Origin of the sequence: Coleofasciculus sp. (assembly GCF_046539235.1) — a bacterium.
GTDB lineage: Bacteria > Cyanobacteriota > Cyanobacteriia > Cyanobacteriales > Coleofasciculaceae > Coleofasciculus.
Genome location: NZ_JBKHHI010000147.1, coordinates 1 through 14,160 on the forward strand (window position 1 = coordinate 1; position 14,160 = coordinate 14,160).

The following is a 14,160-nucleotide window of genomic DNA, read 5'->3' on the forward strand; positions in this document are numbered from 1 at the left end:
GGAAGAATCAATTAAGCGGAGAAAGTGCTTATGCGTTAGTCTCGCTGGTGCAACCGACCTTACGATTTGGTATATCTAGTAGTAAACCTTTATCGACCCAACAATGGCAAGAAATTTGGCAGATTTGGCACGACGCGATCGCGACGGGTTTAGGAACCCGAGTCAGTGCCGGATATGGGCAGGTTGAGACGGATTCACGTTCAATTTTATATCAGGTTCGGGTTAAGGGACAAGGACAAGCCGCTAAGTTAATTGATGGTACGGGAGAATTTCGTCCGAATATCTTTCGCGCCAGTTTACGGGGTCATGCGTTACGCCTATTTGGGGGCTTAACCAATGCCAAAACAGCGGAAGCATTGGTGGAACAATTGTTTGGTGGCGTGGAAGGAAAGGGAAGCGTGGGACTCTTAAAATTAGGGTTTCAAACGGGGGAGTTACAGTTAGGGACGTTTGGTCGAAATGAGTATGAACAGCCCACCTATAACGTGGAAGGAGATATGATTTGGTCATAGACGAACTCAAAGTCGCCTTCAACGCCCTCCACTCCCAAGCCATGTATCAAGGTGATCCCCAAATCCGCAAGATCTACTACACCCTAGAAAAACGACTACGAGGATTAGAACTAGACGGAAACACCGATATATCCTATCCTGTCCGCGCCTATATGAATCGCCCGATTATCCAAACTGACCCCGAAGTCATGGCGGAAAAAGGCACAACTCGCCACACCTTGTTTCACTGCTTAGACAGGATTGAGGACGCGATCGCCACAGGTCAATTAATCGAACTTTATCGCCTCCGAGAACCGTACCACAACAACATCGGATACTTACAGATTTACCCCCTACAATTGTTCTATCATGACATTGCTTGGTATTTACTTTACGAAACCGCCAGCAATCCGAATTTATACCAACCCGACGAAATCCAGCACCTAGAAGTCGAACGACTTGATCGGTTAAAAAATTACTGTAAAATCCTTCATTCCCCAGGACGAGGACAAAACGCCCAATTCGAGAGTCTCAAACTCGCCCAGAAACTCTTTAAAACCGGATGGGGAATAAATCTGGGAACCCCAGAGGAACAATACAACGAGCGAAAAAACCAGGAATCATTTGAACGGATCACCGTGCGATTCTTCCCCCCATGCACTCAATTTATCCGAGAAGGCGAATGTCGCCATAACAACCAAAAAATTACATCCAAAAAATACCAAGATGGACAAGAGTACATCGACTATAGTATCAAACTGCCCCGTCGTTCACTCCCGGAATTCTGCCGTTGGGTTTACCGTCATATTGGATGCAGCCAATTTATCTCACCCCCCGAATTAGTGGAAAAACACCGAAACGCTATTCAAGCCGCCGCTAACCGTTACAGCGCAAAGCTCTGTAAATAATCATTCACTTGTAGGGGCGGGTTTAGGGATTTAATTTGGTCATTTACCGATAACCTATCAACAAAACCCGCCCTGGATTAACGGTTAATGATAGAATCTTTTTCGTTGCAGATTGTCGAGAAGTAACCTTCTTTGTTGATCAAGGGCGGGTTTTGTTGGGAACTTATTCCTAGATAATTCAATTAAACGGCTAAACCCGCCCCTACAATGAACTTATACCTTCTTTTGACCCAGCTAAAATGGTGGAATAGATTTGACGTTAAACCGGGCGCACATCGGTGCGCCCCTACAATTCTAAGCTGTTCGGCATTTAAACCTTAATATCAATAACGGCGAAAGCCTTGTAGTGCGTTTAGCGAAGCCATGCCGCAGGCTTTGCATCTTGCTCGCTACTAATACCCAATTTAAATGCATGACAGCTTAATCCACCGCTTCAACAGACATAGATACAGGCGATACGTCTGGTAAATAGGTTTTTTCCACAACTGGAGTACACCCCAACCACTGTACCGATAACTTCGCAAACTGCTGCGGACAACCACTGACACAAAATCGCGTCGGTAGCGGTGGTGAACTATTTTTTAATCCCATTAAATCAAGTTCTTGCGCCGCCGCCGCCACCAGATGTTCAGCCGGATCAATTAATTGTACAGATGCAGGTAAAATTTGTCGCAATACTGGCGCCAACAAGGGATAATGAGTACACCCATAAATCAACGTATCAATTCGCTGCTGGAGTAATGGCGTCAAATACTGGGACGCCACTTCCGAGGTATAGGGTTCATATAACCGATTTTGCTCCACTAAAGGGACAAACTCTGGACAACTGACTTGCCAAACCTGAACCGTGGGTTCCACTTCCAATAAAGCGCGTCGATAGGCATTACTCGCCGCAGTCGCGGGTGTAGCAATCACGCCAATCCGACGCCCTACTTGGACAGCGGCGCGAGATCCGGGCAGAATCAATCCCAGAATCGGCAGTTGAAAATCGCGCCGTAAGCTGTCTAGGGCTAAGGCGTCACTGGTGTTACAAGCCAGAACCACCATTTTTACATCTTGCTCAACCATCCAAGTGAGAATCTCGTGACCAAACTGGACGATTTCCCTGGCTGAACGGGTTCCATAGGGAAGTCGGGCGGTATCGGCAAAGTAAAGAATCGATTCATGGGGAAGTTGGCGGTAGAGTTCCCTGAGAACGGTAAGTCCGCCAACACCACTGTCGAATACACCAATACGACGGTGTTGTGCTTCTTCCCTTGAGGTCAAAATCGGGTCATTTGTCATTCGTCATTCGTCATTCGTCATTCGTCATTCGTCATTTGTCAAAGAATTTTCCCACTTGGTAAAGGGGACTATTGAGAACCCCGATAACACTCGTGTTAAAAATTCTGCTGAATGTACTGAAGGATACCACGAGCGATCGCCTGTGCCGTTTGGCTACGGTGATTTGGATCATTGAGTTTTACCGAATCATCTCGACCAGTGACAAACCCCACTTCCACCAACACTGCTGGCATTGAGGTTTTTCTGAGTACATAAAACCGGGCGCGTCGCACCCCCCGATCCTGTATGGGAACCGTCTGTAAAATGTTATTGTGAATCGTCTGGGCAAGTCGTTGCCCACTGGAGAAATAATAGGTTTCCAATCCATTCACATCCGGGCGGCTGAGACTGATGGCATTGGCATGAATGCTGACAAATAGATTAGCATTGACTCGCTCTGCCATGGTGACACGGGGCGCTAAATCCACGAAATAATCACTATTGCGGGTTAATACGGCTTGCACACCCTGCTTTTCTAATAATGCTGCCACTTCTTGGGCAATGGGTAAAATAACATCCTTTTCCCGTAATCCGCCAATACCCACAGCGCCGGGATCTTTACCGCCATGTCCCGGATCAACCATCACCACAATTCGACTATTGGGAACCGTGGGAAATGAAGTTGGGGGTGCGGGGGATGGACTTGGCGGCGGTACTGGAATCGATTCACGGGGCGGTAATGTGGATCGTTGGGTTTGTATCGGTAGCGCCAATAAGCGATCGCTAATTTGATTGAGGCTACCAATCTGAGTTCCGGGACTCGGCTGCACCAAAATCACCACGGTGTTAGAGTCTTGCTGGCGCAGCAATACCCGTGATAGAGGACTATTGGCAGTCAGTTGAGGTCCTTTAACTTGATCGGCTAATTGGGCATTAGGGATCGTAATCCGGTACGCCCTCTCAGTCGCGTCCCAACGACTGGTGGCTTGGATATTGCGATCGGCTTGAATCAATAGTTGAGTCTGATTGTTTCCCAGTTCAACCGACTGAATTGTTGCTTGTTGATTAATGCTAACTTGTCGATTCGAGGTTTGCGATCGCGAAGGATAAGAGACTAAGACATTACCCGAAGCATTAGAACGACTCTCTAAACTGGATGCTGAGGTGCCTCTGGGGATAATCACCAGCCCGCCGACATCGCTGTATAATGCCTGCCAATCGGGACTATCTCGGTTCACATTTAAGGTGATTCGAGTCAAGGGGGGTGAATCTTTCAGCTTTTGGAATTGGATTTGGCTAACGCCGTAGCGATTCACGTCCAACGTTTGCTCAACCAGACGGCGGGAGAGGTTTAACCCCTCTACCTCAATCTCAATCTGGCGGCGATCGCGACTTCGATTCACCTTGATCTGATCCGGTTTTCCACCATCGGTATGGATAAAAAATCCATTCCGAGTCACCTGGAAACTATCCACTTGTGTCGCCGATGTTTCCACCGTCACCGTTGGGGGTGAACTCCGTTGAGGAGATTGGCGATCGGGGACCCTTCGACTTCGCTCAGGGTTAACTGTTCGGACTGGGGGAGGCGGACTGGGTAAACTTGATATCCGTTGTGGATCAGGGATATTAACCGTCCACTGCGTCGGCGATAGTCCTCTAAATTGTACCTGTTGGGGGTCTAGGGTATAACCTGGGGCTAATTCCACCACAATCCGAGTGGTTTGGTTTTCAAATTGTCCGACTCGGATTTCTTGAATCGCACCGCCCACTTGTTGATTCACCGTCGGGCGTCCCAGTCGAGTTCCGGGTAAATCAATGACTAGCCGAGTCGGATTCGCAATTAGTTGCGCCCTCGGCTGAACTCCCTCATCGGTGGTAAAAACCAACTGGTTTTGAGCGCGGTCAAACCGCCAAAACAGCAGTTGACGCGCTTCGGCTGTGGATGTATAGAGAAAAACACTCAAAAAGCTGGAGAGTAGCAGTAGCCAGCGAAATCTCACAATTATTGCTCCTAACTTAAAGCTCGGTGCTGCATACAGCATTTGGCTGGGTGGCTTTTCACAAAAGGCAGTTGTTGAGTTCCAAACCGAACTCAGTCAGGTTGAGCGGGTTCACCCTATATCCCGAAGTCCAACTGCTCGCTTTGGTTTCCACCCTGGCTTAAGCCAATGTGACTCACCCAAAGTAGTTGAGTTGATTAGCTGTTATATACAGTCCGCTTTCAGGGACGTAGAGTAACGAATTTAAGTTTCAAAAAAAATAGTATACATGGGTTTTTTCTAATCCAACATTAGGATCACAATGCTCTACTGTTCTCTGTTCAAAAAATCTGCCATCATTCTGGTTGAGAATCTGACAGGGTTTCCACTGGCTCTGAGCCAGGGACAGTTTCGGGTTCTTTTAAGACTAATCGTAATAAGGGAGGAGCCACAAAGGTAGTTATAATCACCATCATGATAATCGCTGCCTCAGTTGCCGAGGAAAGCGCCCCACTAGCTGAACCGACGCCAGCAAAAACCAGTCCCACTTCGCCTCGGGGAATCATCCCCACACCAATTGCCAAACGATTAATACCCGGTTGACCAAAGACGGTAAAGCCTGTGACTACCTTACCGATAATCGCCACCACGATCAGGAACACTGCCAAAATCAACCCTTCCCGATTGCTGGGAACCGCTGGATTAAGGACACTTAAATCGGTTTTGGCACCAACCACCACAAAGAAAATTGGGGTGAGGACATCCGCCACAGGTAACACCTGTTCCTCTAATTCGCCCCGTTTATCCGTTTCTGCCAAAATTAAGCCCGCGGCAAATGCGCCTAAAATAGCTTCAAGTTGAATCGCTGCGGCAATATAAGACAGAATCGCGGCAAAAATCAGGGCGGTGAGTAATACCTGACCCCTTGTCTTCATTTCATCCACCAATGCGACAAAGTAGGGACCAAGAAAACGTCCCACTAAAATCGCACCAACTAAAAAGACACCCGCACTGATGATTAGATAAATAACATTCGCGATCGCGATTTCCCCGGTTTTGGCTAAACTCGCTACCACGGCTAGCACGATGATGCCTAAAACGTCATCTAAAACCGCGGCACCAATGATAATTTGACCTTCTTTAGAACTGAGACTGCCGATTTCGGCTAAGACTTTGGCGGTAATCCCAATACTGGTAGCGGTTAGCGCCGCCCCGGCAAAAATTGCTGGGACGGCTGGAACATCGAACAAATAGGTTAACCCAACGGTTCCGGCGGCAAAGGGGGCAATCACCCCAACAATTGCCACAACAGCCGCTTGTGGACCGACTCGGATCAGTTCTTGCAAATCCGATTCCAGTCCAATTTCAAATAGAAGAATCACCACACCCAGTTCGGCTAAAACCGAGATCACCTCACTCTGAGTGTCAAACACCGACTCAGCCGCCATTGGATTTAAGCCCCCTGTGCGCTCCAGGAAGCTGACAATCATTGAGCTAGCCGCATCTGCTCCCGCTTCGGGAAAGACCAACAGATGCAGCGCTGAGACTCCCACAACTACCCCACCGACGAGTTCCCCCAGTACAGGTGGCAAGTTAATCCGCGCACAAAGTTCGCCACCTAATTTGCTAGCGAAGTAAATGACGACTAAACTCAGCAATACGCCAGCGAAGATTAATGAACTATTTTCGGCTTCGCTGGTGGTGGCTTCACTGGCTGCGGCGATCAGAGAGTGGTGGGCAGATAGCCAGGGAAAGCCAGCGGGGGGAGTTAGGGAACTCGCCCAGGTAATTGCATCCGCTATAGGTTGAGAAAAAAGCATGGATTCCATTCTACAGGGAACAGGGAACGGGGAACAGGCAGAGGATGTAGAGACGTGCCATGGCACGTCTGGGAGCTGGGGGAGAGAAAGTTATCTCTTTGAATGCTCCGGATCAAACCAAAGGGTTACAAAAACTGTAACCCCAGAAATGATAATGCTCTATGGTGTCAAAGTGAAAGCTTAATCTATATTTGGAGAATCAATGCGATGATGTCTCTAGGTTTATCTAGCTCCCATTCCCTGAGTCAAAAAAAGTTACAGGTGATGGCTGGGGTTTTGGGTTTAGTCATGCTCGGATGCATAAATCCCGCGATCGCGCAGGAGCGAATGCTACGAACCCTAACGGTTACCGGACAAGGGATAGAACGAATTCCCACCACCTTGACCCGAGTGCAGTTAGGGGTTGAGGTACAAGGAAAAACAGCGCAAGAGGTGCAACAAGAGGTGGCACGTCAGTCGGCGGCGGTAGTGGAGTTACTGCGATCAGGTAATGTCCAACAACTCCAAACCACCAGCATTCAACTCAACCCTGTCTATAGCTACGAGGACAATCAGCGACGCCTGATCGGGTATTCTGCCAGTAACAAGGTCAGTTTCCGCATTCCCACAGAACAGGCGGGAAAGCTTCTGGACGATGCCGTTGCTGCTGGTGCAACCCGCATCGATTCCATTAGCTTTACCGCCCCAGAAAGTGCGATCGCCACGGCTCAAAAACAAGCGCTACGAGAAGCCACCCAAGATGCCCAACAACAAGCCGATGCGGTGTTAAATGCATTGAACCTCACCCGTCAAGATGTGGTTAACATTCAAATTAATGGTGCCACACCACCGTCTCCACCCATGCCACTGATGAACAGGGCGGAGTCCTTTGCCCAAGATGCTCCGACACCAATTATTGGTGGTGAGCAAGAGGTACAGGCATCCGTAACCCTGCAAATTAGCTACTAACCTTTAGAACTCTGTCTCGCCGTAGCGATCAACGGTGCTGGGATCATTATCTCGTTTAGAGCCTAATAAATCCATGCGATCCACCCTGATAATGGGCTTGTGGTAATTGTGACCATCCCGCGTCGTTAACGGATCAATCTTCAGCGCCCCTTGAATCCCAATCAAACTTCCCTTGCGCACGTAGTTTGCCGCCACTTCTGCTGTCTTCCCCCAAATCTCTAGATTGAACCAGTCAGGCTTATCACTGTTGCGGCTACGACGATCCACCGCCAGTGTTAACTTACACAAAACACTGCCCGACTCGAAATACCGGACATCGGGGTCTGCGCCCACCCGACCAACTAAATTAACTACATTGAGACTCATTGTTTTAGTACCCTTGTACTTATTGCCAAACAGTTTAGCGAATTTATACAGTCCTCCACAATCCCTCAAGCCCTACTGGAGGCAAGCCAATTGCCGTGATTCACGCTCGCTGGTGACCTTGACTTTCTCCGGATCAGCAATTTTGTCGTCTGAATGATACTTTCAGCTTAATTTTCAAAGATTAATAGCGATGACTTTATCAACTTCACTAGACTCAGCCAAAAAAACGTAATAGAATCCACCTCGGTTACAGTTCAGATACATTGTTTGTTATACATAGAAACATTCGACCTTGGGGGCTTATAAACAAGTGGGTATTTTCAGTCGCTTTTCCCTATCCCGGGACATGGGTATCGATTTAGGTACAGCTAATACTTTAGTATATGTATCTGGCAAAGGTATCGTACTCCAGGAGCCTTCTGTCGTCGCCATGGACCAAGATGAAAAAGTGCCACTAGCGGTGGGAGAGGACGCCAAAAAAATGTTGGGCAGAACTCCAGGTAACGTGGTCGCCTTGCGTCCTTTACGCGATGGTGTGATTGCTGACTTCGATACCGCCGAACTCATGCTCAAGCATTTTATCCGGCGAGTTCACGAAGGGCGTACTTTAGTTCAACCTCGGATTGTGATTGGGATTCCCAGTGGTGTAACCGGTGTGGAACGGCGGGCAGTTATGGAAGCTGCATCTCAAGCCGGTGCCAGAGATGTGTACTTGATCGATGAACCTGTTGCTGCTGCCATCGGTGCGGGGCTGCCAGTGGCAGAGCCAACCGGTAATATGATTATTGATATCGGTGGTGGGACAACAGAAGTCGCGGTACTCAGTTTACAAGGTACCGTTTTGAGCGAATCGGTACGGGTCGCTGGTGATGAACTGAGTGAATCGATCACCCAGTATATGAAAAAAGTGCATAACCTGGTGATTGGGGAGCGAACGGCTGAAGAAATTAAAATTCAGATTGGTTCAGCCTACCCGACTCATGAGGACGATGATTTCTCCATGGAAGTACGCGGCTTACACTTGCTGTCTGGTTTACCGCGAACTGTGAGTATCAAGGGACCCGAAATTCGCGAAAGTATGTCCGAACCGCTTTCAGTCATCGTTGATGCGGTAAAACGGACTTTAGAGCGGACACCACCTGAACTCGCTGCCGATATCATTGATCGAGGCATCATGTTAGCTGGTGGTGGTGCCTTACTAAAAGGGTTAGATACGTTGATTAGTCACGAAACAGGTATCGTGACTCATGTAGCGGCTGATCCCCTAAGCTGTGTGGTTTTAGGCACAGGTCGTGTTCTAGAGAACTTCAAACAACTAGAACGGGTGTTTAGTGGGCGCTCTTCTCGCCATATCTAAGCTGATCATCTCTTAGAGAGCTACCTTGGTTGGTTCACAAGCTGCATGAGAAGTCAACTGCACTATTGCAACTCTGGCGCATCAGCCGGAAGCTGAACGAATACTGGACAAGTTATGTATATATTGCGTCGTTGGTGGGACAAACATGGAGTCGCTGTTGTGCTGGGGGGACTAACTCTAAGCCTTGCTTGGTTCGTTCGCCAAAGTCAGGGTGCAGCTCTCTTTGAGGCTTATCAGTTATTGACCCGTCCCTTACAATCAGAACCGACACAACAAGAGCGTCTGACAAATGCCAAAGTTCTGGAACTACAACAGCGTCTGATTGAACTTGAGAGCCAAAACCAAAAACTCAAAGAGCTGCTGGAGTATTCTCAAACCCAAGAACAGCAAGGAATTCTTGCCCCCATTATCGGGCGTAGTGCGGGTCACTGGTGGCAACATGTAACTTTGGGTCGAGGGAGTCGAGATGGGATTAAGGTGCATTCAATTGTGATGGCACCTGGCGGTTTAGTGGGTCAGATTGTCAATGTGACCCCGAATACAAGTCGCGTACTGCTAATCAGTGACGCTACTAGCCGAGTCGGGGCGGTGATTAGCCGTAGCCGTAGCATGGGTTTTATTCGAGGACAAGGATCAAATCGGGCTGTGTTTCAGTTTTTTGACAAAGTACCCGATGTACGTCGGGGTGATGCAGTTTCCACATCACCCGTGAGCAAACTGTTTCCGGCTGGATTACCGTTAGGACGGGTGGAGTCAGTCAACTTGGATAAAAGTCCAGCCCCTGAAGCTGTGATTGAGTTGACAGCGCCTCTAGATGCATTAGAGTGGGTGATTGTTTATCCCCAATCAAGAGGTGGGGATAATTAGAGTTAAACGGTGGGAATCGTCATACTTGCTTCCTTGAGCAGCAAGTTACGTTAATCAAAAAAACCTAGATGTGATACTTGGGCGGTGAAATGGAGGTCAAAAAAAGGCAAAACTCATTGAGGATAGCACAGAAGAAACCTTTGAATAACATTTTCAACCTTTCCCAGTTTTCTCCCCAAGTTCGTCAACTGATCAATTGGACGGTAACGGCGGGTTCTGTCCTTGTATGTGTGATGGCTTTACCCACTCGGTTACCGGGCATGGAATTGCTAGGAATTGCCCCGAATTGGTTGTTAATTTGGGTGGTGGCTTGGAGTATCAAACGCACCGCTTTTCAGGGGGCGATGGCAGGGTTAACACTGGGTTTGATTCAAGATGGGATAACTGCCCCTGAACCAACTCATGTCCTGAGTCTAGTGTTAGTGGGAATTTTAACAGCTCGAATGCAGAAACAGCGATATATTCAGGAAGATTTTATTTCAGTTGCATTAATTGTATTTGGTATGGCGGTTGTCGCTGAGACGGTGACGGCGATTCAGTACAGTTTTCTGGGCGATCGCACTCTAGCAGAAATTTGGACGGATCACCAGCGCATTGCCCTATCCTCGGCGATTCTCAGTAGTTTGTGGGCACCTGTGGTTTATTATCCTCTCAGTCGCTGGTGGGAACAGATGCACTTACTTGAACAGTCTTGAGCTTTCGAGGGAATGGGGAATAGGGAATCGACCAAGCCTATAAAAATAAATCTGTTTAAGTTGAGGGAAGCGCGGCTTGACCTATCTTTCTCAAAATTTGAAGGACTCTCCCTAAATCGCCATCATTTAAGATGTTGAAATGGTTAGATAACCCATAAACAGCAGTTGGTTGTGATTGTAGCTTTAGGACTATGAAACTCTCTCCACTGCAAAGTAAGCCGTAGGTAGGGGAAGTCCGTTCAGGATTAGCTAGCATATAAGTTAGTGCCTGTGGAATACCCAGGGATAAGGAAAATGTAGTGCGCTTTGCTTCTAAGACCCAAACCCATATCTGATTTTGCACAATTAAGGCATCAATACGACCGTTTAGGACTTCCTCACCCGTATCAACCGCAACATTTACAGGAGGCTCAAAACGCGCTCGAAAAGGTGGATCATAAAAGCCTGCAAGTTCTAGTAGGGGAGATACAATCATCATTTTGACGCCATTTTCTAGCATCATCCCTTCGTCAAGCTGATGAAAGTAGCGATTGCGGATGCGGGTCAATGCCTGAATTTCTGTATCGCTCAAGGCGGGTAGCTCACCCTGCCACTCTGGGAAAAAACTAGATTCGGTAGCACGTTCAAGGTTAAAGTTATCCCGTAAATACTTTAGGGTTGTTTTCTCAGAGATAGCAATGGTTTGAACCATAATGGCGACAAACAAGAGTTGACATATAGCAACCGCCATAGCGGTTAGGACACATCATTTGGTAGAGACGTTCCGCCGGAACGTTTGGAACAACAGTTCGCTTGTCCTAATCGATGTGTCTACTGCTATATCTATAATTTTGCTATCAGATGACGAATGATAAATGACATAGACTTATTTTTCAGGCTTAATCATTTCCAAAAGATAATCAGCCGCCGTCAGTAAATCATAGCAAGTATGATTAGGCTGGAATTGCTGGAGATAACGGTAGGAACGAATCCCACAAGTCAGCGCAACGGTGGGAATGGAAACAGCTTGGGCGGCGAGGAGATCGGCTTCAGTATCGCCAATCATCCAAGCGGATTGCGGATTAAGAGAGAAAAAATCTTGTTCGGTGAGGGCTTGGGCTAAAAGTTGCTGTTTGACTTGGGCATTATTTCGATAGGCGGCTTGATGATCGTAGGTTCCATAAATACCGCTAAACAGACGGGTCAAGCCATAATTTCTCAAAATTTGCTCAGCTTGTTTCTGACAGCGTAAGGTCACCAGTATTAATCGAATACCATGGGAGTGCAGCGTAGCTAACGCCCAATGCACCCCAGGTTGTAGTTTATCAAGATGCAACAGCAAGGGCTGATTGACAATTTCTAGCACTCGTGCTAAGAAAAATTTGATGGGTTCCCCCTGTAAACCCGATCGCAAGGCAATTTCTTCATCCGCGACCCGGTCTTGCTTCATCTGCCAAAACTGCTGTTTCTCAAGCTGTTGAATCGGTAATGTGATTCCTTGGGCTTGATAGGCAGATTGAGTATCAGCCAGCGCTAGCTTGTAGGTGGTGTAATAGCGCTTAGAGACATCGACAATCGGTCCGTCGAAGTCGCAGAAAACCGTCAGTGGCGCTACAGATGGGCTATTTCTGTCAGAGCGATCGCACCGGGGTGATTGACAGTCGTAGGCAGCAACACCACTCATAAAACTTTACTCAGTTAAGCTGTTTTTGAAACATTTTTTTACATTTTAGCAGTTTCGATAGGAGTTTTAATCGTTCCTAGAGGAATATACTCCAGCATCCTTACCCGCATCCTAAGATCAGAGAAAGACCCTTCGTTACATGGCTGTAGCGAGATATGAGCTACTGTATCAATCCCCGGTGTTCTGAACCCAGTGATCCAGGGAACCTCAACAATCAATCGAATTTGTCGCAATTGTGGCTCATTGTTGTTACTCCAAGAGCGCTACTAGGTGATGCGTCTCCTCAGCGATACCAGTGGCTTTGGTATGGTGTATGAAGCCTACCAAGGCGCTAATCCGAAATAGTTTGCTGACTCAAGTGTTGAACTGGATTTAAATCAAATGACTATAAATCTAATTTTGAATATCCATCGAATATAAGTAGCCAAACGACAACAACAATCCAATGAATTACAATAGGAGGCCAGATTGAGCGAGAGTACCAGTAGGAAATCGTCAACGTGATTCCCAGAACTAGCGTTGACAACAGAAAACCTGGATTCGTGAAAACTCCGAAAGCTTTTTGGTAAAATAAAGCGGCAAATATAGGATGACCGATGACATAAAGAACTATGCTGATAAAAGCCATAGTTAATTGGATATTGACTGGAGTATTAGGGGTTGGGCTGGGAAGTAGGAGGACGCGAAATAGCAGCTCTTCGGCAAAACAGGGAAAAAAGAAGCGACTAACTAAAATCTTGATCATACCGATAAACGATAAGTGCAAAATTTCAAACTCTAAAAGTCCCGACTGAAATCCTAGGGGCAAGCAAATTAATGCAATTATAAACAACAGGAATAAGCTAAATATCCAATTTTTGAGAGTAGGTATAGTTAGGAGAGCAAAGAGGACTTTATCGTAAATTCTTTCCAGAAAATTCATCTATATGGTAAATTTTAGGATAAGTTGGGACAGGTCAATATACCACATAAAAAGAAAAACTCGCTATCCATCCGTCTAGACGGGTGAGGAATTGGAGCGAGATAGGTTAAAACTTCTGTATTTTCGGAATCTCCAAGCAATGACGCACCATATCTTAGTTGTGGAAGATGAAGCAAAACTCGCTAAGTTTATCGAACTGGAACTGCAATATGAAGGATATCAAGTTAGCGTGGCGCTGGATGGGTTCGCGGGTTTAGCGACAGCGCGGGAATCTCAGCCGGATTTGCTGATTCTCGACTGGATGCTACCGGGAGTATCGGGATTAGAGATTTGTCGCCGCCTGCGGAGTACAGGGGATAAGATGCCAATTATATTATTAACGGCTAAGGATGAAGTGAGCGATCGCGTGGCGGGATTGGATGCTGGTGCGGATGACTATGTGGTGAAACCGTTTAGTTTGGAGGAGTTGTTAGCCAGAGTCAGGGCGCATCTGCGACGGAATCAGGAGGAAGACCCAGAGACCATACAATTTGCTGACTTAAGCTTAAACCATTCTACCCGTGAAGTCTATCGGGGCGATCGCTTAATTGAACTGACGGCGAAGGAATTTGATTTACTCGATTATCTCCTCTCCCATCCTCGCCAAGTCCTCACCCGTGACCAAATCCTGGAACGAGTCTGGGGGTATGATTTTATGGGGGATTCCAATATTATCGAGGTCTACGTGCGCTATTTACGCCTGAAACTGGAAGCCAATGGCGAAAAGCGCTTGGTGCAAACGGTGCGGGGGGTTGGTTATGTGTTGCGTGAGTAATCTTAAAAGCCAAGGGGTAATGGTTCCCATTATATTGTTAATCGCGAAAGATGAAGTAAGTGATCCC

At 47.3% G+C, this 14,160-nt stretch carries 13 protein-coding genes and 1 pseudogene; 7 read left to right on the forward strand and 7 right to left on the reverse strand.

What is annotated here, in order from left to right; genetic code table 11:
- Both ACLFWI_RS14770 and ACLFWI_RS14775 read left to right on the forward strand, forming a co-directional pair.
- Positions 1 to 512: pseudogene (locus ACLFWI_RS14770) on the forward strand (RAMP superfamily protein); the annotation flags it as partial.
- Entirely contained in the window at positions 503 to 1,399 is an 897-nt protein-coding gene (locus ACLFWI_RS14775) for a WYL domain-containing protein (protein WP_446413551.1), read from the forward strand. The pseudogene ACLFWI_RS14770 and the gene ACLFWI_RS14775, both read left to right, overlap by 10 nt.
- A 420-nt stretch (positions 1,400 to 1,819) precedes the next feature.
- Here the strand turns inward: ACLFWI_RS14775 and murI are convergent, their stop codons facing one another.
- The 3 genes from murI to ACLFWI_RS14790 form a co-directional block, all read right to left on the reverse strand.
- Complete coding sequence (gene murI / locus ACLFWI_RS14780) at positions 1,820 to 2,683, reverse strand: glutamate racemase (protein ID WP_446413552.1); 864 nt, start codon at positions 2,681 to 2,683, stop codon at positions 1,820 to 1,822.
- A 95-nt stretch (positions 2,684 to 2,778) separates the two neighbouring features.
- Complete coding sequence (locus tag ACLFWI_RS14785) at positions 2,779 to 4,662, reverse strand: N-acetylmuramoyl-L-alanine amidase (RefSeq protein WP_446413553.1); 1,884 nt, start codon at positions 4,660 to 4,662, stop codon at positions 2,779 to 2,781.
- A gap of 335 nt (positions 4,663 to 4,997) precedes the next feature.
- Positions 4,998 to 6,461 (reverse strand): cation:proton antiporter, encoded by a 1,464-nt coding sequence (locus ACLFWI_RS14790; protein WP_446413554.1) that lies wholly within the window; start codon positions 6,459 to 6,461, stop codon positions 4,998 to 5,000.
- A 207-nt stretch (positions 6,462 to 6,668) separates the two neighbouring features.
- On the opposite strand from ACLFWI_RS14790, the gene ACLFWI_RS14795 reads away from it, so the two are divergent.
- Positions 6,669 to 7,409 (forward strand): SIMPL domain-containing protein, encoded by a 741-nt coding sequence (locus tag ACLFWI_RS14795; RefSeq protein ID WP_446413555.1) that lies wholly within the window; start codon positions 6,669 to 6,671, stop codon positions 7,407 to 7,409.
- Positions 7,410 to 7,412: 3 nt separating this feature from the next.
- On the opposite strand, the gene ACLFWI_RS14800 is transcribed toward ACLFWI_RS14795, so the two are convergent.
- The gene (locus ACLFWI_RS14800) at positions 7,413 to 7,775 is read right to left on the reverse strand and encodes a single-stranded DNA-binding protein (RefSeq protein ID WP_446413556.1); all 363 of its coding nucleotides are present in this window, start codon (positions 7,773 to 7,775) and stop codon (positions 7,413 to 7,415) included.
- A gap of 346 nt (positions 7,776 to 8,121) precedes the next feature.
- Here ACLFWI_RS14800 and ACLFWI_RS14805 point away from each other — a divergent pair, with 346 nt between their 5' ends.
- The 3 genes from ACLFWI_RS14805 (at position 8,122) to mreD (ending at position 10,694) form a co-directional block, all read left to right on the forward strand.
- On the forward strand, positions 8,122 to 9,132 hold the full coding sequence (locus ACLFWI_RS14805; protein WP_446413563.1) for a rod shape-determining protein: 1,011 nt from the start codon (positions 8,122 to 8,124) through the stop codon (positions 9,130 to 9,132).
- A gap of 114 nt (positions 9,133 to 9,246) precedes the next feature.
- Positions 9,247 to 9,999, forward strand: coding sequence for a rod shape-determining protein MreC (gene mreC, locus ACLFWI_RS14810; RefSeq protein ID WP_446413557.1), 753 nt, complete (start codon positions 9,247 to 9,249; stop codon positions 9,997 to 9,999).
- 89 nt (positions 10,000 to 10,088) lie between these two features.
- A complete protein-coding gene (mreD, locus tag ACLFWI_RS14815; protein ID WP_446413558.1) occupies positions 10,089 to 10,694 on the forward strand; it encodes a rod shape-determining protein MreD in 606 nt (201 codons plus the stop codon).
- Positions 10,695 to 10,749: 55 nt separating this feature from the next.
- Here mreD and ACLFWI_RS14820 read toward each other — a convergent pair whose 3' ends face one another.
- The 3 genes from ACLFWI_RS14820 to ACLFWI_RS14830 form a co-directional block, all read right to left on the reverse strand.
- On the reverse strand, positions 10,750 to 11,424 hold the full coding sequence (locus ACLFWI_RS14820) for a type I restriction endonuclease subunit R (RefSeq protein ID WP_446413559.1): 675 nt from the start codon (positions 11,422 to 11,424) through the stop codon (positions 10,750 to 10,752).
- 135 nt (positions 11,425 to 11,559) lie between these two features.
- On the reverse strand, positions 11,560 to 12,357 hold the full coding sequence (locus ACLFWI_RS14825; RefSeq protein WP_446413560.1) for an HAD family hydrolase: 798 nt from the start codon (positions 12,355 to 12,357) through the stop codon (positions 11,560 to 11,562).
- 385 nt (positions 12,358 to 12,742) lie between these two features.
- Positions 12,743 to 13,279, reverse strand: a complete 537-nt coding sequence (locus ACLFWI_RS14830; RefSeq protein WP_446413561.1) for a CPBP family glutamic-type intramembrane protease — start codon at positions 13,277 to 13,279, stop codon at positions 12,743 to 12,745.
- Between the two features lie 139 nt (positions 13,280 to 13,418).
- Between ACLFWI_RS14830 and ACLFWI_RS14835 the strand changes: the two genes are divergently transcribed.
- The gene (locus tag ACLFWI_RS14835; protein WP_446413562.1) at positions 13,419 to 14,093 is read left to right on the forward strand and encodes a response regulator transcription factor; all 675 of its coding nucleotides are present in this window, start codon (positions 13,419 to 13,421) and stop codon (positions 14,091 to 14,093) included.
- Positions 14,094 to 14,160: the final 67 nt, after the last annotated feature.